Raw genomic sequence first — 21,686 nt, forward strand, 5'->3', positions numbered from 1 at the left:
GGCCGCCTGAATACGATAACGCGCCGGGAACTCCCTCGGGCCGACGTTTGGCCTCCGGACTCCTGTCCGGTCTCCCGCCCGGGCGCCAGGTCCCAGCTGGCCCCCAGGTCCCGGCCGGCGTCCCAGGTCCCGCCCGGCGTTCTAGTCCCGCCCGCTCCGCTTTGAATCGTCCCGGCACAGGGTGACTCGCTCGCGTGACGCAATCACTGCCGGGGCATATCGGGGCGGAAGTATTTGTTGCGGCGGGGTGTTTGGCGGGGGTCGACGTGGGGTGGCGGGATGAACCAGGGGATGCCGCTGCGCATCTGGATGGTCCATTGTTCCTTGTGGATCAGATGGTGGTGGTGGGAGCACAGGAGGGTGCCGTTGTCCGTGCTTGTGGACCCGCCGCGGGACCAGTAGGTGATGTGGTGGGCTTCGCACCAGGGTGCGGGGATGGTGCATTGCGGGAAGGCGCAGCCCTGGTCCCGGGCGGTGAGGGCTTTGCGGATGTGGGGCGGGAAGATCCGTGCGGTGCGTCCGATGTCCAGGATCCGGCCTTCTCCGCCGAGCAGGACGGGGATGATGTCGGCGTCGCAGGCGATCTTGCGGATGGTGGAGGCGGTGACGGGTCCGGTGAACATCAGCGTTCCCGTGCCCGGGCCGGGCGTGGCGGCGGGGTCGTTGGGGGTGCCGGTGCGGTCGAGGCGGCCGAGGAGGTCCCGGTAGTCGATGGTGGCCATGACCTGGGGCCGGAGTCCGCCGGCGGCGGGCAGGGCCCCGGCGGCGAGGGCGGCGTCGCAGGCGCCGACCAGGCCGTCGAGCAGTCGTTGCGGCCGCGAGCGGCGGTCCAGGACGTCGGCCGCACCGGCCGTGGTGCTTACGGCCGCGTCAGACCGGGCGGCCGCTCCGGCGGCGTGTCCGCTACCGTCACGGATCCCGCCGGCCGCGGCCACGTCAGTGACCGCGTCGTCCGTTTCCACGCAAACCCCGCCGGCTCGTCCGGCAGAGGAGACGTCCGTCGCCGCGTCGGTGGCCGCGCCGTCGCCGGTGCCGGGGTCGGCTGTTGCGTCCGGGCCGGGATCGGCTGCTGCGCTGGTGCGGGGGTTGGTGGCGGTGTTCATGGCGGTGATGAGGTGTTCGAACTGGTCGGTGGTGGCGAAGATTTCCAGGTGGTGCAGGCCGTGCCGGGGTTTGCGGATGAAGGCGCCCTGGAGCCGGCGGAGGGCTTCCTCGGTAGGTTCGGCGCCGTCCTGGTCCAGGGCGTCGGTCCAGCGCCGGGCGATCCGGGTCAGGAAATCGGGGTCGTTCTCGATCGCGGTCAGGGTCAGGGCGTGTTCCATCGCGGCGGTGGTCCCGGGCGGGCACAGGTGCCGGACCCGGTCCAGTGCGGTGGTGATGATGGTCGCGGTCCGGGACGCGATCTGCCCGGCGGCGACGGCGGCGCCGAGTTCCTCGTGCACGGCCGGCACCGGTGCTCCGGTGAGTCCCTGGCGGGGCAGCAGGTCCGCGGCCTGGGTGAGCCGGCGCCGGGCTTCGGGGGCGCTGATCCGCAGCCGTGCCCGCAGGAACTCGGTGGCATTCTTGTAGCCGTCGTCGGCCGCGGCGCGCACGCCGGCCGGCCCGCCGCTACGGTCAAATGCCGTCCAGCCGTGCGTCCCCACCTCAGATCCGGCCCCGGCGCCGGCCTCAGATCCGCCGTCGAATCCTATGTCGGTCCCGCCGCCGGTTCCGGCGGGGGTGTTTTGTGTCCAGCCGGTGAGCCAGCCCGCCGGCGCCGCCGTTTCGGCGGCCCGGCCCGCCGGCGCCGGCCGGGTCCAGGCTGTTTGTTTGCGGGTCCGGTCCACCGCGGCGGCGGCGATGAGTTGGAAGTATTCGACCGTCCGGGAGAGTTCCTCCACGCGGCCGGCGAAGTCCGCGGCTTCGACCAGGGAGAACCGGGCCGCCTCGGCGGCCGCCGGGCCCAAGGATCGCAGCAACGCCAGCGCCGATTCCACCGCGCCGCCGCCACCATGGCCCGCAGCGCCGTTGGCGGCAGCAGTCGCGGCGCGGCCCAAAGTACCGTTCCCGGCATGGTCTGCGCCACCGACGTGTGATGCTTCAGACTCCCCGGCCGCGGCGGCCGGGCGGGAACGCCGCGAGGACGTGACCGGGCCGGCCCACGGGGCCAGCTCCGGGATGAACGCTCCAACGGCTTTCATGTCTCAACGATCCCAGAGGGGTCCGACAAAAAAGACCGAACCGGTTCCGCACCGACGTGGCGCCGCATCCGGCTGCCGCCCCGGCTACCAACGCCGGCCAGACGGGGAAGCCGCGAGGACATCGCCGGGCCGGCCCACGGGGCCAACTCCGGGATGAACGCTCCAACGCCTTCCATGTCTCAACGATCCCAGAGGGGTCCGACAGTATTGACTGACTTGCTGCCGCGTCTTGTGACGCCCTCCAAGGGATTTGTCTACGGGGCTTGGTCGAGGGGTTCAACAAGGACTTGGCCAGCGGTTACCGCAAGGTTTGCTGGAGGTTTTCGGGCCAACGCCTTCGGTGCGAGATCCTCAGGACAAGGGCTGAACTGCGGGCTGAGATCCACGATCCCCACGCCCGTGTCAGTGAATTCCCACCTGAGCCCTGGGCCCAGCACCCACCCCCAGCACCCACCCTCAGCACTCACCCAGCAGCACCCAGCCGCCCGAACCAGCAGCGGAACCCAGCCACCCTTACCAACATCCCGTAACACTGCGTACGCTTCCCGCGGTCCTACGAAGCGGCACGTGGCAAGCTGTAGGAATGGACAGCACAGTCGTACCCCAACCCGGGGATTCACCATTCGTAGGGCCCGTATCGGGCGAGCCTCGCCGCCCCTTGGGTCCCCGCGATCCGGGTGATGCCTGGGTGGAGGGCGACCGCGGCCGGTTCTGGGGACGGTTCGGTTCCGCCGGGCTCCTGGTCCACGACCCCGCCAAGGGCGTCCTGCTCCAGCACCGCGCCCTTTGGAGCGATCAGGGCGGCACTTGGGGACTCCCCGGCGGCGCGCTGCACCAAGGGGAAGAGGCCATCCACGGGGCCTTACGGGAAGCTCAGGAAGAAGCGGCCGTGCCCCCGGAGAACGTCCGCGTCCTCTTCACGTCGGTGTTCGACGTCGGTTATTGGACGTACACCACGGTCGTTGCCGAAGCGCTGCAGCCCTTCGAGGCCAAGATCAGTGACCCGGAAAGCCTCGAACTGCAATGGGTGGGGATTGACGCCGTCGCCGGCAAGGAACTGCACCCGGGCTTTGCGGCGGCCTGGCCCGGGCTACGGAGCCGGCTCGCGGAGGATCCACGCATCACCCTCCGGGCGTAACGTACGGTCCACGCTCGTCAACGCGTAACGTGCCACGCCGGAAAACCGCGGCCGGCCCAATCCGCCCGGGACGCGGCCCGCTCTAAGCCTTCCGAGCAGCAGGCCGCCGCCGGTACAGCCAGATGAGCCCCAAGATCGGCAGCAGGAGCGGAATAAACCCGTAGCCGCGTCCGAACAAGGACCAGACTGTCTCGTGCGGGAAGTTCACCGAGTCGAACACGCTCAGTGCCCCCACTACCAAGACGCCGACGAGTTCCACCAGAACCGCGACCACGGAGACTTTGAAGGCGGTGCGGCCCGGCCTCGCGAGGGACACCGTCGCCACAACGTAGACCACCGCGGCGAATGCGGACAACAGGTACGCCAGAGGCGCCTCGGAGAACTTCGTCAGAATCTGGTAGCCGGCCCGGGCCGTTGCAGATATGGCGAAGACGGCGTAGACGGCAATCAGCAGGCGGCCGGGCCCGGTGTTGCGGGTATCGGTCGACGCCGGTGCAGCGTCCGCCTGCCCGGTCATCCGGGAGGACACCTCCGGGGTGCCGGTTCCGTCCTGCGAGGATTTTGCACTCACGTTTTCTGCCTCTTCCATGTCAGTACCAGATCTGGTTCATGCGGGCCGCCATCACCACGGCGGTTACGCCGACGGCGGCCAGCACGAAGTTGCTCCAGCGGGTCCGCTCCAGAATGGCCCAGTACGCGGCACCGATCGGGAGGAGCAGCGCCGTCGCCATATAGCCCCAGAACTCCCACGGCTCCCCCGCGATCCGCTCCCCGCTGGCCACCCGGACAATCGACCCGACCAGATAGACCAGGAGGGAAAGCTCGACGGCGGCCACCGACAGGATCGTGGTGTCGTTGGGCGCCTTTTTCAGGAGGCCTGCGGTCACGCAGATGATGGTCGACAGCAGGCCTACCACCAGGATGATGTAAAAATACGCGTCCACTACTGGCCGGCCTGCTTGCCGTTGCCCTGTTTGGCGTTGCCGTGCTTTTCATTGTCCGGGGCGAACACCAGCACCGGCTTCGCGTAGCTTCCGGCGTCGGCCAGGAGGGCCACGAGTGTTCCGTCGGGCGCGAACGCCGCTGCCGGTTTGTCGGCGGTCGCCGCGTCCGGTGTGCCGGCAGCGGTTCCGGCGGCGATCCTGCGTCCGAAGGAAATCTCGGTGGTTTCGGCCTCGCTGAGTTCACGGTTCGGCATGAGCGCGCGGGCCGCGTCCGACATCTCCAGGACGTCCAGCTTCTCCGCCAGTTCTTCGAGCGTGTGCGCCTGGTCAAGCGTGTAGGGACCCACTTGGGTCCGGCGGAGTGCTGTCAGGTGACCCCCAACGCTGAGAGCTTCTCCGAGATCGCGGGCCAGGGCGCGGATGTAGGTTCCGGAGGAGCACTCCACCGTGACGTCCACATCCACCGCCTCACCGGCAGCCTCGCCCGCGTCCCCCGCGCCCACGCGGCGGATCTCGTGGACCTCAAAGCGGTGGATCGTCACGGGCCGGGCTGCCAGCTTGACCTCTTCACCAGAACGGACTCGCGCGTAGGCGCGTTCGCCGTTGACCTTGATGGCGCTGACGCTGCTGGGAACCTGTTGGATCTCTCCGGTCAGTGCGGCGACGCCGGCGCGGATGGCGTCTTCGGTGATCCCGGTGGTGGTGCGGGTGGCAGTGACTTCACCTTCGGCGTCGTCCGTCACGGTGGATTCGCCCAGCCTGATGGTGGCGGTGTAAGTCTTGGACGTGCCCACGATGTAGGTCAGCAGCCGGGTGGCCTTGTTGATGCCGACCACAAGAACGCCGGTGGCCATCGGATCCAGTGTCCCGGCGTGGCCGACCTTCCGGGTACCGGCGATACGCCGCATCCGTCCAACCACATCGTGGCTGGTCCAGCCTTGCGGCTTGTCCACTATCACCAGTCCAGAAAGCACGCCTCCCAGTATATGCGGGCCAGCGGTGCCCCACCGCCCACGGACCGGCCGCGGACCGGCGCCCGGCCTAAGCACCCATCGCGAAGGCCGCCCGTTAGGATGGCAGACATGCCCGAGCTTGCCGCACATGTCCGCGAGGTCCCGATCAACCAGATTCGGGAGATCACCGAAGCCGCCTGGGGAACGCCCGGTGCGATCGTGTTGAGTATCGGCGAGCCAGGTTTCGCCGTCCCCCGCCACGTCCTCGAAGCCGGAATGGCATGCCTCGAGCGGGACGAGACCAACTACACGCCCAACGCCGGGATCCCGGCCCTGCGCGAGGCCTTCGCCGCGCGGTTCCGCGAACACAACGCGACGCCGGTCGGCGCGGACCGCGTGTACGTGGTCGACGGCGCCCAGCAGGGCCTGCACTTTGCCATGAGCCTGCTGCTCTCCCCCGGCGACGAGATCCTCATTCCCAACCCTGGCTATCCGACCTTCGTGATGACCAGCTGCCTCCTGCACGCCGTCCCCGTCCGGTATCCGCTCTACCCGGAGCACGACTTCCAGCCGCGGATCGAGGACATCGAGGCCCTCATCACGCCGCGGACTAGAGTGCTGATCCTAAATTCCCCGTCCAACCCCCTCGGCGCTGTCCTGGGCGAGGACCTGACGCGCCGCCTCGTGGAGCTGGCAAGGCGGCACGATCTGTGGATCATCTCGGACGAATGCTACGAGGCGTTCACGTACGATGTTGCGCACGTCAGTCCGGCCAGGTTCGACAGTGAGGTCCCGGGAGAAGCGCGGGTGTTCACCTCGCTCACGCTGTCCAAAACCTATGGGCTGACGGGGCTCCGCATCGGCGCGCTGATCTGCCCGCCGGGGCTCGAGCAGAAGATGAACAATGTCATGGAGGCGATCGTGTCCTGCGTGGCGTCGCCGTCGCAGTACGCCGCGCTGGCGGCGCTGACCGGTCCCCAGGACTATGTCAGCCACGCGCGCGCCCACTACCGGGCCAACCGCGATGCGGCCTCGGCGGTGCTGCACTCCCATGGAATCCCGTACCTCACGGCCCAGGGCGCATTCTATCTGTGGGCGGATGTGTCCCACGTCAGCGGCGGGGACGTCCGGGCGTGGACGCGCCGCTTCCTGGCGGACCACGGTGTGGCCTTCGCCCCCGGCACGGCGTTTGGTTCGATCGGCGAGGGCTGGATCCGCATTGCCCTCTGCGGCAGCCAGGCCGACCTCGTGGAGGGCCTCGGACGCCTCCCCGCACGCGGGGCCGCAACCGGCCCATCCGGCGGAGCTGCCGGGTCCACAGACCCTATCGCCGGAACTGCCGGCGCCATAGCCTGAGCACACGGCGCCCCGAGCCCGCGCGGCCGACTTTGTTTCGGGTTGTCCTGGTTCGTCCGGGCGCTGTGGATTCCGGCCAAGGGAGTACATCGTGTGGTGGCAAGACCTGCTGTGGGGTTTCTGGAACGGGCTGACGGCATGGATCGTCCTGATCGCCCATGTCTTCGGGTTTTGGAATGAGTTCCCCTTCTACAACTCCGCCCGCGCGGGGAACTGGTACGACTTCGGTTACCTCCTGGGCATGGGATCTCCCGTGCTGGGCGGCGGCCTGGGAGCCCGGGGGCGTTCCCGGCGACGCTAGCCGGCGCCGCCCGCGGCCCACCGACGGGGAATCAGAGCATGATCTCTTCCTCCGGCGCTAAAGCCGCCACCGGAGCCTTGGTGAAGGACATCCGGATAACGAAGTGCGCTTCGGCGGAATTCTTGGCGATGATGGCTCCGGCCTCGCCCGCCAGCTTCACGCCGAACTGGAGTTCCAGGTGTTCCGGACCAAGTTCCTTCATCACCTCGGCGGCAGCGTTGGCCGCCGGCCGGACTGCCGAGAGTGCGTCCTCGAGGCGCCGACCGGCGTCGAGGATCCCCTGCTCGTTGCGGGAAGGCCGCTCAACGCCGAAGCTGTTGTCCTCGACCTCCACCAGCACTGTCCCCGACCCGACTTCGTAACGCAGGATCTCGGTCATTTCTTCCTCCATATCAACGCGCTGTGCGGGCTGTACAACGCGGCCGGGTAATGCGGGCCGGACGATCACCTCGGGGCTGCGGACAGCGCGGCGTCGAGCCAGCTGCGGAGGGCCGCGGCCGGCGGCGCTCCGGCCTGGCGGGCTGCCACCGCGCCGTTCTTGATGACAAGCAACGTTGGAATCGCTTGGATATCGAACCGCTTGGACAGCCCCGGAGAGGTGTCGACGTCGACCTTCACGAGCTTGAACTCCCCGGCCCGTTCCATCGCCAGCTTGTCCAGCACCGGGCTGACCATGCGGCACGGCCCGCACCAGGCCGCCCAGAAGTCGACGAGAGCCGGCACGGAGGACTTCTCCGCGACCAGGGGGAAGTCGGCGTCGCCCGCCGCGACAATCCACGGAAGGTCCCGGCGGCAGTTGCCGCAACGCGGATGCCCGGCAGCCACAGCAGGAATCCGGTTGGTTTTCCCGCAGTGCGGGCACTTCATCAGGCTGGATTCCACGACGCGCCGTCGCCTTCCCGCATACCCGCAGTCATGATTCCATGGGACTCCCCGCCCCTGAACGGGCGTAGAGTCAAAGGTCCCGCGGCCGGCCCCCGCAGCCGGAACCAGGAAACCGGAACGCCACCGGAAACAGCTGTGGCCGGACCCTTGGCGGGGTCCGGCCACAGCTGTTGAGGGCGGTACTACTTGTTGCGGTCCTCGTCGATCTGGTCTTTGTCGATCAGATCCAGGTCCTCTTCATCGAAGTCGTCCTCATCCAGCTCTACGTCCTCCGGGGTGTCGGACTTGTAAGGATCAGCGTCCCCGGCGTGCTTGGCGCCTTCGGCCAGCGCCGCCACCTCGGCGTCGCGCTTCTTCGCCGCCCGGAGCAGTTCCTCCAGGTTCGAGGCGTTGACCGGAATCTGGTCCGCCACGAATTCGAGGGTCGGGGTCAGCCGCACGGTGATGTTCCGGCCGACTTCCTGACGCAGCACGCCCTTGGCCTTCTCGAGCCCCTTGGCAGCATCAGCCTGGGCCACTTCGTCACCGAACACCGTGTAGTAGACGGTGGCGTGCTGCAGGTCGTTGGTCACCCGCGAATCGGTCACGGTGACGCCCTCAAGGCGAGGATCCTTCACCCGCCGGCCCAGGGCCTCAGCAACGACAACCTTAATCCGCTGCGCCAACTTGGCAGCCCGTGCGGGATCAGCCATTTCCACTCCTAAAATTTGGATGTACGACGGCGGGGCTGCGGTTTGGCCTTTTGAATTGCCTTTGCTGCCACGCGCCTATGGTGAGTCTATGACGATGCCGGAGAGTTTTGGGGGCGCCCGGGAGTGGCATCGGGCCTACCGGAGCTGGGCGGCACAGGATCGCAGATCCAGTGCCGCCCAGCGTAGGGGCGGGGCGCCCCCAAAACTCGGAGGCTCCCCGCCATAACTGCTAAACCAACCTAGACGCGCGGCTTTTCGCGCATCTCGAAGGTCTCGATGATGTCACCTTCGTTGATGTCGTTGTACGAGCCAAGACCGATACCACACTCGAAGTCCGTGCGGACCTCGGTGGCGTCGTCCTTGAAGCGCTTGAGCGTCTCAACGGTGAGGTTGTCGCCGATGATCTTGCCGTCGCGGGTGATACGGGCCTTGGCGTTGCGCCGGATAACACCGGAGCGGACGATCGAGCCTGCAATGTTGCCGAACTTGGAAGAACGGAACACTTCGCGAACCTCGGCGGTGCCAAGCTGGACCTCTTCGTACTCCGGCTTGAGCATGCCCTTGAGGGCTGCCTCAATGTCATCGATTGCTGCGTAGATGACGGAGTAGAAGCGCATGTCCACGCCTTCGCGGTCTGCCAGTTCGGCAACACGCTCGGCGGGCTTGACGTTGAAGCCGATGATGACGGCGCTGTCGACCGTTGCCAGGTTGACGTCGTTCTGCGTGATCGCACCAACACCGCGGTGGATGACGCGGAGCTGGACACCCTCGCCGACGTCGATCTTGAGCAGCGCGTCTTCGAGGGCTTCCACGGCACCGGACACGTCACCCTTGAGGATGAGGTTGAGGGTGTCGATCTTGCCTTCGGCGACGGCCTGGTCGAAGTCTTCCAGGCTGATGCGCTTGCGGCGCTTGGCCAGGGCGGCGTTGCGGTCAGCGGCTTCACGCTTCTCGGCGATCTGGCGGGCGGTGCGCTCGTCAGCGGTCACGAAGAAGGTGTCACCGGCACGTGGGACGTTGGACAGACCCAGCACCTGCACGGGGCGGGACGGGCCGGCCTCGGTCAGGGCGCTGCCGTCGTCGTCGAACATCGCACGGACGCGGCCGTGGGCCGTGCCTGCCACGATGGTGTCGCCGACGTGCAGGGTACCGGACTGAACCAGGACGGTGGCCACGGAACCGCGGCCCTTGTCCAGGTTGGCTTCGATCGCGATACCGCGGGCGTCCTTGTTCGGGTTGGCGCGCATGTCCAGGGCAGCGTCTGCGGTGAGCAGGACGGCGCCGAGGAGCTCGTCGATGTTGAGGTTCTGGCGGGCAGAGACCTCAACGAACATGGTGTCGCCACCGTATTCTTCCGGAACCAGGCCGTACTCAGTCAGCTGGCCGCGGACCTTGTCCGGGTTGGCGCCTTCCTTGTCGATCTTGTTCACGGCCACGACGATCGGCACGTTGGCCGCCTGGGCGTGGTTGAGGGCTTCAACGGTCTGGGGCATAACGCCGTCGTCCGCTGCGACCACCAGGATGGCGATGTCGGTGACCTTCGCACCACGGGCACGCATGGCGGTGAACGCCTCGTGGCCCGGAGTATCGATGAAGGTGATCTTGCGATCGAGGCCTTCGTGGTTGTGCGTGACCTGGTAAGCACCGATGTGCTGCGTGATGCCGCCGTGCTCGCCCGCCATGACGTCGGACTTGCGGATGGCATCGAGCAGTCGGGTCTTACCGTGGTCAACGTGACCCATGACGGTGACGACCGGAGGACGTGCCTCGAGGTCTTCGTCGCCTTCGGCTTCGAGCTCGGCTTCGAAGTCGATGTCGAAGGTGGAGAGCAGCTCGCGCTCCTCGTCCTCCGGCGAAACAACCTGCAGCTTGTAGCCAAGTTCCTCACCCAGCAGGGCAAACGTCTCTTCATCCAGCGACTGCGTGGCCGTGGCCATTTCGCCGAGGTGGAACAGAACGGTCACCAGTGCTGCGGGGTTTGCCTCGATCTTGTCGGCAAAGTCCGTGATGGACGAGCCACGGCGGAGCCGGACTACGGTGTTGCCGTCGCCGCGGGGCACGCTTACGCCGCCCAGCGACGGAGCACTCATCTGCTCCAGTTCCTGACGCTTGGCACGCTTCGACTTGCGCTGCTTGCCACGGCCTGCGCCGCCCTTACCGAAGGCGCCCTGGGTGCCGCCGCGACCGCGACCGCCCTTACCAAAGCCACCACCGGCCGGAGCGCCGCCACCGGCACCGGGAGCACCGGTACCCGGAGCGCCACCCGGACGGCCCGGACCACGGCCGCCGCCACCGGGACGGCCTGCACCTGCGGGTGCGGGACGTTCGGTGCGGTTAGGCATCATGCCCGGAGTCGGACGGTTTCCGCCGGCTCCTGCCGGACGACCAGCGCCGGGAGCGCCAGCCGGACGCGGGGCGCCGGGGCGGGGGCCGCCTGCGCCGGCTGCCGGACGGGGACCACCCGGACGGGGGCCGCCAGCACCTGCTGCGGGGCGCGGGCCGCCGGGGCGTTCGCCCTCGGTGCGGCTTCCGCCTGGACGCGGCATGCCCTGGGACGGGGCGAACGGGTTGTTGCCCGGACGCGAGGGACGTTCGCTATCGCCGCCGCGGCCTCGGGGCATGCCCTGGGACGTGGCGAAGGGGTTGTTGCCGGGACGGGGACCGCCCGGACGCGGTGCGGAACCACCCTGGCGTGCCGGAGCAGCCGGAGTTTCAGCCTTGGGGGCCGGACGCGCACCGGGCTTGACGCCCGTCGAGGGAGCAGCCGGGGCCTGGGCAACGGGGGCTGCCGGCGCCTGGGCGGCGGGGGCAACCGGAGCGGCGGGCGCGGTGGCAGGTGCCGCAGCGGCCGGAGCCGGAGCTTCAGCCTTGGGTTCTGCAGCCTTGGGCGCAGCGGGGCCGGGCGCAGGCGCCGGGCGGGTCGCTGCCGGGGCGGCAGTTGCCTGGGGGGCGGACGCCGGAGCTTCGGACTTCGAGGCTGCGGGGGCGTCGGGGTAAGCGTTGCGCAGTTTCCGCACAACGGGAGCCTCGATAGTTGACGAGGCGGAGCGAACGAATTCGCCCAGTTCCTGCAGTTTGGTTACTGCATCTTTGGAAGTAATACCGAGCTCTTTAGCAAGCTCATGTACGCGGACCTTGGCCACATTTCTCCTGTCTCGGTCCGCACCGAGCCAGGCACGAACCGTCTACTTCTTACTGCGGGCCTCCGCCGCGAATGCAGCTGAAAGGCCCATTGCAGAGCGCAACAAAGTTGTCATCGTTGCGCGCTCATCGCTGGGAACTCATCGGGTTTCCATCAGTTTTCTGACCCGCTTTCAGGTTGGACGGTTGTTGCTGCGGTCACCGTAGTGCCCACGGCTTGCGTGCCGGCAGTGATCCGGCGTTCGACGTCGGCAGTACCGGCTGCGCCGTTGAGGGCGCGGCCGAATGCTCGACGTTTCACCGCCAGTGCCAGGCACTTCTCGCTGGGGTGCAGCCATGCTCCCCGGCCAGCCATCCGGCGTCGTTCATCCACCACGACGGCGGACGAACCGCCGGCGCCGGCGACGAGCCGGAGTAACTCCGACCGCGATCCCTTTTGTCGGCATCCGATGCAGGTGCGCTGCGGCTGATTCCCGAGGTGTTGCACATGTGCCACGTTCGAGTATCTTCCTGCCAGTACATCTGTTTGGTGAAAATCTGCGTCCTCAGGGAATCCGGAAAAACCCGGACGCGCCAAAGACACACGGATACCGGCCGTGAGGCGCGGTCATGTCTATTCTAGCCCCTCCGGCGCCCGGGTCCGGAACCCGGGCGTGCCGGTAGTGACGAAACCAGAGTAGGCCCGTGAGGCAACACACAGACAGCGGGCCGCGACGGCGGCCCGCTGTCTGTCGTCGTGCCCGGGCGCGCGCGTGCGCCTGGACGCTATTTACTGCTGTTGACGGCGGCGTCGGAGACGATGTCGATCCGCCAGCCCGTGAGCTTGGCGGCAAGACGGGCGTTCTGGCCCTCTTTGCCGATGGCCAGGGAAAGCTGGTAGTCGGGAACAACCACCCGCGCGGAACGGGTCGCCTCATCGGTGATGGTGACCGAATTCACGCGCGACGGCGACAGGGCGCTGGCGATAAAGGTCGCCGGGTCGTCGCTGTAGTCCACGATGTCGATCTTTTCGTCGTTGAGCTCGGTCATGACGGCCCGGACACGAGACCCCATTTCGCCGATGCAGGCACCCTTGGCATTCACGCCGGGGATGTTTGCCTTGACCGCGATCTTGGTGCGGTGGCCGGCTTCGCGGGCGAGCGCCACGATCTCGACGGAACGGTCCGCGATCTCGGGAACTTCGAGTTCGAAGAGCTTCCGGACAAGCCCGGGGTGCGAGCGGGACAGCGTGATGGACGGGCCCTTGGTGCCGCGGTGGACGTCGATCACGAAGGCACGCAGCCGGTTGCCGTGGATGTACTTCTCGCCGGGAACCTGCTCGGGCGGGGGCAGCAGCGCCTCTACCGTGCCCAGGTTCACCTGAATCATGTGCGGGTTGTTGCCCTGCTGGATGGTGCCGGCTACGAGCTCCCCTTCACGGCCCTTGAACTGGCCCAGCACGTTGTCGTCCTCAGCATCCCGGAGGCGCTGCAGGATGATCTGGCGTGCCGTGCTGGCCGCGATGCGTCCGAAGCCCGCCGGGGTGTCCTCGAATTCGCCGATCGGGGCGCCGTCGTCGTCGATCTCCGTGGCCCAGATGGTCACGTGGCCGCTCTTGCGGTCCAGCTCGGCCCGGGCCTTCTCGAAGGCGCCCGGCGTCTTGTGGTAGGCCACCAGGAGGGCCTGCTCGATCGTCGGAATCAGGAGATCCAGGGGGATTTCACGCTCACGCTCCAGGAGTCTCAGCGCGCTCATGTCAATATCCATTAGGCCTCCTCAGAAGGTCCATTGTTTACTTTTTCCAGACCGGCCTCTTCGAGGTGGCTGAACTCTATCTCGACTTTTCCGCTGCGGATCCTGTCGAAAGGAAGCTTGACGGGCTCGCCCTGCTTGGGTTTCATACCCTTCTTGACGGCAATCTCGGGGACGAGGGTGACGCCTTCATCATCCACGGACTGGATCCTGCCGGTGACGTTGTCACCCTGGATCACATTGACGTTGACCATTCGTCCGCGGGCGCGGTGCCAGTGGCGTTCTTCGGTCAGGGGACGTCCGACGCCGGGCGACGAAACTTCCAGCTCGTAAGGACGCGCGTCCATGCTGGGGTCGTTGTCCAGGGTGTCCGAAAGGGTCTTGGAGATCTCGGCGATGACGTCGAGTCCGACGCCGCCGGTCTCCTCCTGCGGCAGGTCCACCACCACCTGGACCACCCGGTTGGCACCGGCGACGTGGATGGAGACGTCCTCCAGATACAATCTGTTCGCCAGCACTGCGGGTTCCAGGAGTGCATGCAGGCGCTCGGCCTCCACATTGTGAACGGGTGCGGCTTCAGCCTTCCCCGTTCCGGTCCGGTCTGTTGAAGTCGTGGCTTCTGCGTTGGTCATGATGCCGGCCGCCTCCCGCTAGATGATGTTGTGAGTACTAGCCTAGCGATTTTCCGGGCGGTGTGGTGCACGGAGTTCCGGGCCGGCATGACAACATGGTCTGTTGTGAACGACGACACCCGGGAAAAGCGATGGCAGGACCACTTTCCCCGGATGCTCCCCCGCTATGCGCTCCTGGCTTGCCTCGCCCTGGTGGTGGTGAGCCTGGGGGTGGTTCTGACGCCGGCCCGGCCGCCGGAACCCATGGAGACGCCCTTTTCCGAACGGGCGCGCGCCGCCGCGTTGACCGAAACCCTGCAGCTGTTGGCGGCTGGCGGCCGGCTTGGGACCGGGTCCCCGGACGGTTCGGCAGACCGCCCAGCGGGTGCCGGAAATGCCGCCGTCGAGCGGACTGTGACGTTGCTGACAACCCAGGCCGAGGCCCTCCTCTTGCCGGGGGAAAGCCCCGCGGGCGCGTCTGGCGCCTCGCCCACAGTGTCCGCCCCGTCAACGCCCCCCGGTCCGACGCCTTCCCCCGCCGCACCGGTGCCTTCCGCCACCGAGTCGCCGACCGCCGGAACGCCCACTTCAGGACCGCCCACGGCGGCTCAGCCGGCGACCGCCGCCGAGCTCGTGACCGCCCTTGCGGACAGCGGCCGCCGGCGCCTCGCGGACGCTGCCGGCGCCGACGGCGGCATGGCGCGGCTGCTGGCCGCCGTGGGGACCGCACAGTTGCTGCAGGCATCCAAGCTCGCGGCCGGCACCGGTACAGCGGCGCCGGCGCCGCCCGACGACGCTGCCCCGCAGCTGTCTGGCACCTGCCCGTCCGAGTCCGCGGGCGCCCAGTCCCCGGAGGCGTCTCCTGATGCTGCGGATACCCCTGCCGCGCCCGACGGCGGGGCGGGCGGCACACGCGGCGTAGCCGGTTCTCCCGGGTCAGATGCGGCCGTGGGAGCCGCCCTGGCGGCGGTCGCACGGACCGAAGCTCAGGCCATCTACGCCTATCAGGTGGCCCTCCCCCGGCTGGACGGGGACGCTGCGAAATCTGCGGCCGAAGGACTGGCGCGCCACGACGCGCTCCTCAGCGGCGCCGAAACCCGGGCCCGGCTGCACTGCTCCACCGTTCCGCCGCGCGAGGCGGGCTACACGCTGAACCAGTCCTTCCTGGGCTCTCCCGCCGCAGGCCTCGGCAACGTCGAAGCGGCCGCGTTGCCGGTCTACGGGGACCTTATTGCGCTAAGCGACGGAGAGACCCGGCAGTGGGCCCTCGCAGCCCTGCTCGGCTCCGCGAAACGCGCAGTGCTCTGGGGTGCGGATCCCGGCGCGCTGCCTGGCTTGGACCCGGCGTCGCTACCGTCATTGCCGGCAAACTGAGCGCCGCAGGCAAGCCTCGGCTTATTTTGCTTAGCCTTGGGATACTGGCCAGCCCGCCCCACGGGTGATTTGCTGTAGTCATGGACACGACAGGCACCCCGACCCTTCATGAGAACGAGCCCCACCACAACGACATAGCGCACCGCCTGAACTGGCTCCGTGCGGGTGTCCTGGGAGCCAACGACGGCATCGTCTCCGTCGCCGCTATCGTCGTCGGCGTCGCCGGCGCCACGACTGAAACCGGGCCGATCCTGATCGCGGGCGCCGCGGGAGTCGTGGGCGGTGCGATCTCGATGGCCCTCGGTGAATACGTTTCCGTCAGCAGCCAGAAAGACAGCCAGCATGCCTTGATCGAGAAGGAACGCCGGGAGCTGGAGGAACAACCGGAGGAGGAACTCGAAGAGCTCGCCGCGATCTACCAGGGCAAGGGCCTCAGCTCCGAGACGGCACGCACGGTAGCCAGGGAGCTCACGGCCCACGATGCCCTTGGCGCCCACCTCTCAGCCGAACTCCACATCGATGAGACAGACATCGTCAGCCCGTGGCATGCGGCCTTCGCCTCTGCCATCGCATTTCTGGCCGGCGCGATCCTTCCCATGCTGGCCATCCTGCTGCCGCCGGAAAGCATCAGGATCCCGCTGACCTTCGTGGCCGTGCTTGTGGCGCTGGCGGCCACCGGTGCTGTGGGCGCGTGGATCGGCGGCGGCTCGAAACTCAAGGCAGCCGTCCGCGTGGTGATTGGCGGTGCCTTGGCACTCGTGGCCACATTCGTGATCGGCAACTGGCTCGGCGCGAGCGGCGTCGTCTAATCCCCGGGCCCCACGTCCGGAGCCCCACGCCGGGCATCTACGATAGGTCCCGTGAGCCCGATCCCAGACGTCCCCATTCCGCCCGATCTTTCCCGCCGCTACAACCGCACGGCTGCCGGACGCGACTGGCTGGCATCCCTTCCCGGGCTGATCGGACAACGTCTGGACCAGTGGGAACTTGTGCCGGACCTGGCGCCGGGCGCCCTGCCCTGGAGCGGTCACGGCGGCGTCGCCATCCCCGTGCGGCGCCGGCACAGGGATGAGTCCACCGGCAATGGCAACGCCGGCCATGCCGGCAATGATGCCGTCCTCAAGGTGGCTTTCCCTCATGAGGAAGCCACGAGGGAACGCCACGCCCTCGCGTTGTGGGGAGGCCGCGGCGCCGTCCGGTTGCTGGCCGCCGACGCCGGATCCTGCGCCCTGCTCCTGGAGCGGCTGGACGCCGGCCGCTCCCTCCAGGACGGCCCGCTCGAAACCGCGGTGCCGGTGTGGGGCGCGGTGGTCCGCGAACTGAGCGTCGTCCCCGATGATCGGCCCGAGTGGCAGGAAATCGACCACGTGGCGGCGCGGGCCGAACAGTGGAGCGATGAATTCCCCGAGACGTGGGAGCACTTGGCGCAGCCGTTCCCCCGCTGGCTGCTCGAAGCAGCGCTTGAGGTCTGCCAGACGCGCGGCGCCGTGGGCAGGCGGTCCGGCACGGACGTGCTGGTCCATGCGGACCTGCACTACCTGAACATTCTGGCCCGGCCCGGCATCCCGGAGGCCGGCATCGGGCAGGAGGGACCGGCAGGGCTAGCGGAGCGTTACGCCGCGATCGATCCGCAGCCCATGATCGGCGAGGCGGAGTATTCCGTGGCCCCGGTGTTATGGAACAGGCTCCGGGAGTTACCGCAGAAGGATCCGGGACGGGCGCTGCTCGCGCGCTGCCGGGATTTCAGCCAGGCAGCCGGTCTCGACGCCGAAGCCGCCCGGCAGTGGAGCCTGGCGCGCGAGGTCGATAACGCCCTCTGGTATGCCTCTAAGCGACATCATGAAGGCGATCTGGCGCGTTCGCTGTGGGTGGCGAGCACGCTGGCGGGCCGGACCCTTCCCGGGCTCCCCGCTCCACAGGAACTCCCAGCCCCCGGAGAAGCGCATGGGGAAGGGCCTGGAGAAGTGCCCGGGGAAGCAGCCGGAACGGCGGCCGGTTAGCCCCGGACGGCCGCCAGTGCGTCGCGGACGGCGTCGACGGCAACTCTGACGTCGGCGTCGTCCGTGCTCCAGTTGCTCACCGAAATCCTAAGGATATCGCGGTCCTGCCAGCGCGAACCGGACATCCAGACCCGGCCGTCGCTGATGATCCGCTCCGTCACTGCGCGTGTCACGGCGTCGTCCCCGAAGGCCAGGGAAACCTGGGTGTAGTCGACGTCGTTGAGCACCTCGACGCCCTCCAGCGCAGCAAGCTGTTCCGCTAATTGCGCGGCCCGCAGCACGAGCGTGCGGACCTGGCCGGCGACGCCGTCGCGGCCCAGCGATTTCAGCGCCGCCCACACCGGCACGCCGCGCGCACGGCGGGACAGCTCCGGCACGCTCTCGAACGGGTCCCCGGCACCGTCCGCGGCCTGGATCAGGTAGCTCGTGTGCAGTCCCATCGCCGAACGCAGCGCCCGGGCGTCGCGCACGATCGCGATCCCGCAGTCATAGGGCACGTTGAGGGTCTTGTGCGCATCCGTCCCCCACGAGTCGGCCAGCCGGAGCCCGGCAGTCAGTGCGGATAGTTCCGGCACGGCCGCAGCCCAGAGCCCGAAGGCGCCGTCCACGTGCACCCAGGCGCCATGCGCTTTTGCGACGGCAATAGCCTCGGCGAAGGGGTCGAAGGCGCCCGAATGCAGGTTGCCGGCCTGCAGGCACACGAGGGCCGGGACCGGACCGCCCTCCCCCGCGCTGAGCGCAAGGTCCAGGGCGCAATCCAGCTCCGCCGGGATGATGCGTCCCTGGCGGTCCGACGGCACCACTGTGGGACGTCCCAAGCCCAGGTAGCGCAGGCCGAGGTCGATGGTGTCGTGCCGTTCCTGCCCCACGAAGCAGCGGATCCGGGGCGCACCGGCGAGCCCGTCGCCGTCGAGGTCCCAGCCGGCGTCGGCCATGAGCCGCCACCGGGCGGCGGCGAGCCCGGTGAAGTTGGCCATGGTGGCGCCGGTGGCAAAGCCGACGTCGGACTCTTCGGGAAGGCCCAGAAGCTCAAGGATCCATTTGCCGGCGGCCTCTTCGATGGCGGCCGTGGCGGGGGTGGCGAAACGCAGCCCCGCGTTCTGGTCCCAGGCACTGACCAGCCAGTCCGCCGCCAGCGCGGCCGGCAAAGTGCCGCCGATGACCCAGCCGAAGAACCGCCCGGACGGCATCGCCATGAGCCCCGGTTCGGCCTTGGCCGCGAGATAGTCCACCACTTCTGCGGCCGGCATGCCCTGTTCGGGCAGCGGGCCGCCGAAATCGGCCGCGAGCTCGGCCGCGGTGGCCTGCGGCCCGATTCGGCGTGTTCCCTGGCTCTCGAGCCACTGGCGTGCGTGCCCGGCCGCGGCCTCGAGGGCATCCCGATAGCGTTCCTCGCCTGCTGACATAGCTGCATGCTACGCCCGGGGCCACCGGACTGGGAGTCCCCCGCGGGAGGGGGCTCCCGCGTGCCGGCCCGCGCGCAGGCGTGCGCGCGGGCGTGGGTGCTAGGCGAAGTTGTCCTGCCAGACATCCGAACCGAGCTTGACGATCAGTGCTCCGACCACGGCAAGGAACACGATCCGGATGAATCTGTTCCCCTGTTTGACGGCTGTCCGGGCTCCGATGTAGCCGCCGGCCATGTTTGCCATGCCCAGGAGCAACCCGAGTCCCCACAGCACGGCACCGTGCGGTATGAAGAACAGCAGGGCGCCGGCGTTCGTGGCCATGTTCACGATCTTGGCCTTGGCGCTGGCTTCCAGGAAGGCGTAGCCCATGGCGGAGACCAGCGCGATGATCAGGAAGGAGCCGGTGCCCGGACCGATCAGCCCGTCGTAGAAGCCGATCACGCCGCCGATCAGGCAGGCCACCACGTAGTGCCGGTGCCCCGAATGGCGCAGCCTGGTCAGCTCACCGACGTTGGGCCGGAAGGCGGTGAACAGCGCGACGGCGATCAGCGCCGCCACGATGATCGGCTTGAATACGCTTGCCGGCAGGTTGGCGGCCAGCACCGCACCGCCGTAGCTGCCCGCCATCGCGATCACCGCCATGGGCAGGGCGGTACGCAAATCGGGTCGGACGCGGCGGTAGTACGTGACAGCGCTCGTGGTGGTGCCGAAGATGGAGCCCATCTTGTTCGTGGCCAGCGCCTGCACCGGGCTGATGCCCGGTACCAGCAGCATGGCCGGAAGCTGGATGAGACCGCCGCCCCCCACGACGGCGTCGACCCAGCCCGCCGCCAGACCCGCCACGACGATCAGGATGACGGTACCGAGCTGGATCGACTCGAGTCCTGAGACCACTACCTACGCGGCGTCAGCTGTTGCGGACGGCGTTGACCACGTAGTCAACAGCCTTGTCAACGGCCACGTTTTCGGCATTGCCGCTGCGGCGGTCCTTGATCTCCACGACGCCGTCCACGAGTCCCCGCCCGACGGCGAGGATGGTCGGCACGCCGACGAGTTCGGCGTCGCCGAACTTCACGCCCGGGGATACCTTGGGACGGTCGTCGTAGATGACGTCGAGGCCGGCGGCTTCAAGCTCCAGGGCCAGCTTTTCCGCGGCCGCGAAGATTTCCTCGCCGCGGCCCACGGCCACCACATGGACATCGGCCGGGGCGACGGAGCGCGGCCAGACCAGGCCCTTGTCATCGTGGTTGGATTCGGCGAGGGCCGCGACGGCACGCGTCACGCCGACACCGTAGGAGCCCATGGTCACCACGACCTGCTTGCCGTTCTGGTCCAGGACCTTCAGGTCCAGTGCCTCGGCGTACTTCCGGCCCAGCTGGAAGATGTGGCCCATTTCGATGCCACGGGCGGTTTCGAGCGGTCCGGAGCCGTCGGGCGCCTCGTCGCCGGCACGCACCTCGGTGCACTCGATGACGCCGTCCCAGCCGAAGTCGCGGCCTGCGACCAGGCCGAAGACGTGCTTGCCGGCCTCATTGGCGCCGGTTACCCAGGCCGTACCGCTGACGACACGGGGATCCACGAGGTAGAGCAGTTTTGCGGCACCCTCGGTGCCGAGCAGCGGGGCCTCGAGGGACAGGCCGGGGCCAAGGTAGCCCTTGACGATGAGCGGCTGCTTCTTGAGGTCTTCCTCGCCGGCGGCCTCAAGGGTGATCTCACCGGCGATGGGCAGGAACGCACCGATGTTGGCTTCGACGCGTTTGAGGTCGACGCCGCGGTCACCGGGCACGCCGATGACCACGATCTGGCGTTCGCCGGTCGGCAGCGTCACGGCGAGCACGACGTTCTTGAGCGTATCCGCGGCTGTCCAGGCGCCGCCGTCGGCCTCGCTGCGCGGAGCCAGCACGTTGGCGGCATCCACGAGGGTGTCGATGGTGGGCGTATCCGGGGTGTCCCGGACTTCCGCGGCCGGGGCGTTGCTGAAGTCGATCTCCGCGGGGACCACGGTGGTGACGGCCTCGACGTTGGCTGCGTAGCCGCCGGCGGAACGCACGAAGGTGTCCTCGCCGATCTCGGTGGGGTGCAGGAATTCCTCGCTCTTGGACCCGCCCATGGCGCCGGCGGTGGCAGCGACGGGAATGACCTCAAGGCCGAGACGCTCGAAGATCTTCAGGTAAGCGCCGCGGTGCGCCGCATAGCTGGCGTCCAGGCCGGCGTCGTCGACGTCGAAGGAGTAGGAGTCCTTCATGATGAATTCGCGGCCGCGCAGCAGGCCCGCCCGCGGACGCGCCTCATCGCGGTACTTGTTCTGGATCTGGTAGATGCTCAGCGGCAGGTCCTTGTACGAGGAGTACAGGTCCTTGACCAGAAGGGTGAACATTTCCTCGTGGGTGGGGGCCAGCAGGTAGTCGTTGCCCTTGCGGTCCTTGAGCCGGAAGATGCCCTCGCCGTATTCGGTCCAGCGGTTGGTGGCCTCGTAGGGCTCCTTGGGCAGCAGTGCCGGGAAGTGGACTTCCTGGGCGCCGATGGCGGACATTTCCTCGCGGATGATCTGCTCCACCTTGCGCAGCACGCTCAGCCCCAGCGGCAGCCAGGTGTAGATGCCCGGCGCGGCCCGCCGGATGTATCCGGCCCGGACCAGGAGCCGGTGGCTGGCCACCTCGGCGTCGGCGGGATCTTCGCGCAGGGTGCGCAGGAACAGCTGGGAGAGTCGAAGGACCACAGGTGGGGTATCCGTTTCTGGGGAAGTGCGGGCATAGCCGGGAAAACCGGAAAAGCATCTAGATACTAATCTACCGTCCGGATGGCCCCCGCTTACCGCAGCGCCCTGCGGCGGCAGCGCTCATGACATGCAAGAACGTGGAAGAGCCACGCCATGACTGATGGAAGCCCCTGGCCGTTTCCAGCTGGTCATCCCGTCATGGCGTGGCTCCGTGGCCCCAGCACCCCCAGATCTCAGGCTGTGAGCTACTTGGTG

General features: G+C 68.2%; 20 protein-coding genes. 6 read left to right on the plus strand and 14 right to left on the minus strand.

From position 1 onward, the window contains the following. Window positions 1–203 precede the first annotated feature (203 nt). Window positions 204–2,180 (minus strand): DUF222 domain-containing protein, encoded by a 1,977-nt coding sequence (locus ACVWYS_RS12455; protein ID WP_456507102.1) that lies wholly within the window; start codon window positions 2,178–2,180, stop codon window positions 204–206. A 583-nt stretch (window positions 2,181–2,763) separates the two neighbouring features. Here ACVWYS_RS12455 and ACVWYS_RS12460 point away from each other — a divergent pair. Further along, on the plus strand, window positions 2,764–3,318 hold the full coding sequence (locus ACVWYS_RS12460; RefSeq protein ID WP_116768807.1) for an NUDIX domain-containing protein: 555 nt from the start codon (window positions 2,764–2,766) through the stop codon (window positions 3,316–3,318). A gap of 82 nt (window positions 3,319–3,400) precedes the next feature. Here ACVWYS_RS12460 and ACVWYS_RS12465 read toward each other — a convergent pair whose 3' ends face one another. The 3 genes from ACVWYS_RS12465 to truB all read right to left on the minus strand — a co-directional run bounded on the left by ACVWYS_RS12465 (window position 3,401) and on the right by truB (window position 5,236). Then, window positions 3,401–3,835 carry a hypothetical protein gene (locus ACVWYS_RS12465; RefSeq protein WP_116768809.1) on the minus strand — a complete coding sequence of 145 codons (435 nt, stop codon included), beginning with the start codon at window positions 3,833–3,835 and terminating at the stop codon, window positions 3,401–3,403. Window positions 3,836–3,908: 73 nt separating this feature from the next. After that, window positions 3,909–4,262: a hypothetical protein gene (locus ACVWYS_RS12470; RefSeq protein WP_456507104.1), complete on the minus strand. Its 354-nt coding sequence runs from the start codon at window positions 4,260–4,262 to the stop codon at window positions 3,909–3,911. Then, window positions 4,262–5,236, minus strand: coding sequence for a tRNA pseudouridine(55) synthase TruB (truB, locus tag ACVWYS_RS12475; RefSeq protein ID WP_456507105.1), 975 nt, complete (start codon window positions 5,234–5,236; stop codon window positions 4,262–4,264). The genes ACVWYS_RS12470 and truB overlap by 1 nt, the downstream gene beginning before the upstream one ends. 108 nt (window positions 5,237–5,344) lie before the next feature. On the opposite strand from truB, the gene ACVWYS_RS12480 reads away from it, so the two are divergent. Together ACVWYS_RS12480 and ACVWYS_RS12485 are read left to right on the plus strand one after the other, a co-directional pair. Next, window positions 5,345–6,571: a pyridoxal phosphate-dependent aminotransferase gene (locus ACVWYS_RS12480; protein ID WP_456507106.1), complete on the plus strand. Its 1,227-nt coding sequence runs from the start codon at window positions 5,345–5,347 to the stop codon at window positions 6,569–6,571. A gap of 91 nt (window positions 6,572–6,662) precedes the next feature. Continuing rightward, the gene (locus tag ACVWYS_RS12485) at window positions 6,663–6,872 is read left to right on the plus strand and encodes a hypothetical protein (RefSeq protein ID WP_091249763.1); all 210 of its coding nucleotides are present in this window, start codon (window positions 6,663–6,665) and stop codon (window positions 6,870–6,872) included. A gap of 31 nt (window positions 6,873–6,903) precedes the next feature. On the opposite strand, the gene ACVWYS_RS12490 is transcribed toward ACVWYS_RS12485, so the two are convergent. The 7 genes from ACVWYS_RS12490 to rimP all read right to left on the minus strand — a co-directional run bounded on the left by ACVWYS_RS12490 (window position 6,904) and on the right by rimP (window position 13,953). Then, on the minus strand, window positions 6,904–7,251 hold the full coding sequence (locus tag ACVWYS_RS12490) for a CU044_2847 family protein (protein ID WP_116768803.1): 348 nt from the start codon (window positions 7,249–7,251) through the stop codon (window positions 6,904–6,906). A gap of 65 nt (window positions 7,252–7,316) precedes the next feature. Beyond that, window positions 7,317–7,739, minus strand: a complete 423-nt coding sequence (gene trxA / locus ACVWYS_RS12495) for a thioredoxin (RefSeq protein ID WP_456509063.1) — start codon at window positions 7,737–7,739, stop codon at window positions 7,317–7,319. 200 nt (window positions 7,740–7,939) lie between these two features. Further along, a complete protein-coding gene (rbfA, locus tag ACVWYS_RS12500) occupies window positions 7,940–8,449 on the minus strand; it encodes a 30S ribosome-binding factor RbfA (RefSeq protein WP_091249753.1) in 510 nt (169 codons plus the stop codon). Between the two features lie 239 nt (window positions 8,450–8,688). Further along, window positions 8,689–11,592: a translation initiation factor IF-2 gene (gene infB, locus ACVWYS_RS12505; RefSeq protein ID WP_456507107.1), complete on the minus strand. Its 2,904-nt coding sequence runs from the start codon at window positions 11,590–11,592 to the stop codon at window positions 8,689–8,691. Between the two features lie 152 nt (window positions 11,593–11,744). After that, window positions 11,745–12,173, minus strand: a complete 429-nt coding sequence (locus ACVWYS_RS12510; protein WP_425547149.1) for a YlxR family protein — start codon at window positions 12,171–12,173, stop codon at window positions 11,745–11,747. A gap of 182 nt (window positions 12,174–12,355) precedes the next feature. Beyond that, window positions 12,356–13,336 (minus strand): transcription termination factor NusA, encoded by a 981-nt coding sequence (nusA, locus tag ACVWYS_RS12515; protein ID WP_091249742.1) that lies wholly within the window; start codon window positions 13,334–13,336, stop codon window positions 12,356–12,358. Continuing rightward, window positions 13,336–13,953 carry a ribosome maturation factor RimP gene (gene rimP / locus ACVWYS_RS12520; protein ID WP_116768785.1) on the minus strand — a complete coding sequence of 206 codons (618 nt, stop codon included), beginning with the start codon at window positions 13,951–13,953 and terminating at the stop codon, window positions 13,336–13,338. The genes nusA and rimP overlap by 1 nt, the downstream gene beginning before the upstream one ends. Window positions 13,954–14,040: 87 nt before the next feature. On the opposite strand from rimP, the gene ACVWYS_RS12525 reads away from it, so the two are divergent. From ACVWYS_RS12525 to ACVWYS_RS12535, 3 genes are all read left to right on the plus strand, one after another. Further along, the gene (locus ACVWYS_RS12525) at window positions 14,041–15,306 is read left to right on the plus strand and encodes a ferritin-like domain-containing protein (protein WP_456507108.1); all 1,266 of its coding nucleotides are present in this window, start codon (window positions 14,041–14,043) and stop codon (window positions 15,304–15,306) included. Between the two features lie 80 nt (window positions 15,307–15,386). Then, the gene (locus tag ACVWYS_RS12530; protein ID WP_116768786.1) at window positions 15,387–16,115 is read left to right on the plus strand and encodes a VIT1/CCC1 transporter family protein; all 729 of its coding nucleotides are present in this window, start codon (window positions 15,387–15,389) and stop codon (window positions 16,113–16,115) included. Between the two features lie 51 nt (window positions 16,116–16,166). Continuing rightward, window positions 16,167–17,306, plus strand: coding sequence for an aminoglycoside phosphotransferase family protein (locus ACVWYS_RS12535; RefSeq protein WP_456507109.1), 1,140 nt, complete (start codon window positions 16,167–16,169; stop codon window positions 17,304–17,306). On the opposite strand, the gene ACVWYS_RS12540 is transcribed toward ACVWYS_RS12535, so the two are convergent. From ACVWYS_RS12540 to ACVWYS_RS12550, 3 genes are all read right to left on the minus strand, one after another. Then, the gene (locus ACVWYS_RS12540) at window positions 17,303–18,712 is read right to left on the minus strand and encodes a pyridoxal phosphate-dependent decarboxylase family protein (protein ID WP_456507110.1); all 1,410 of its coding nucleotides are present in this window, start codon (window positions 18,710–18,712) and stop codon (window positions 17,303–17,305) included. The two genes, ACVWYS_RS12535 and ACVWYS_RS12540, sit on opposite strands and share 4 nt — an antisense overlap. A 99-nt stretch (window positions 18,713–18,811) precedes the next feature. Beyond that, window positions 18,812–19,606, minus strand: a complete 795-nt coding sequence (locus tag ACVWYS_RS12545) for a sulfite exporter TauE/SafE family protein (RefSeq protein ID WP_456507111.1) — start codon at window positions 19,604–19,606, stop codon at window positions 18,812–18,814. A gap of 13 nt (window positions 19,607–19,619) precedes the next feature. Continuing rightward, window positions 19,620–21,431 carry a proline--tRNA ligase gene (locus tag ACVWYS_RS12550; RefSeq protein WP_456507112.1) on the minus strand — a complete coding sequence of 604 codons (1,812 nt, stop codon included), beginning with the start codon at window positions 21,429–21,431 and terminating at the stop codon, window positions 19,620–19,622. Between the last annotated feature and the right edge of the window lie 255 nt (window positions 21,432–21,686).

Source organism: Arthrobacter sp. TE12231 (assembly GCF_054062895.1).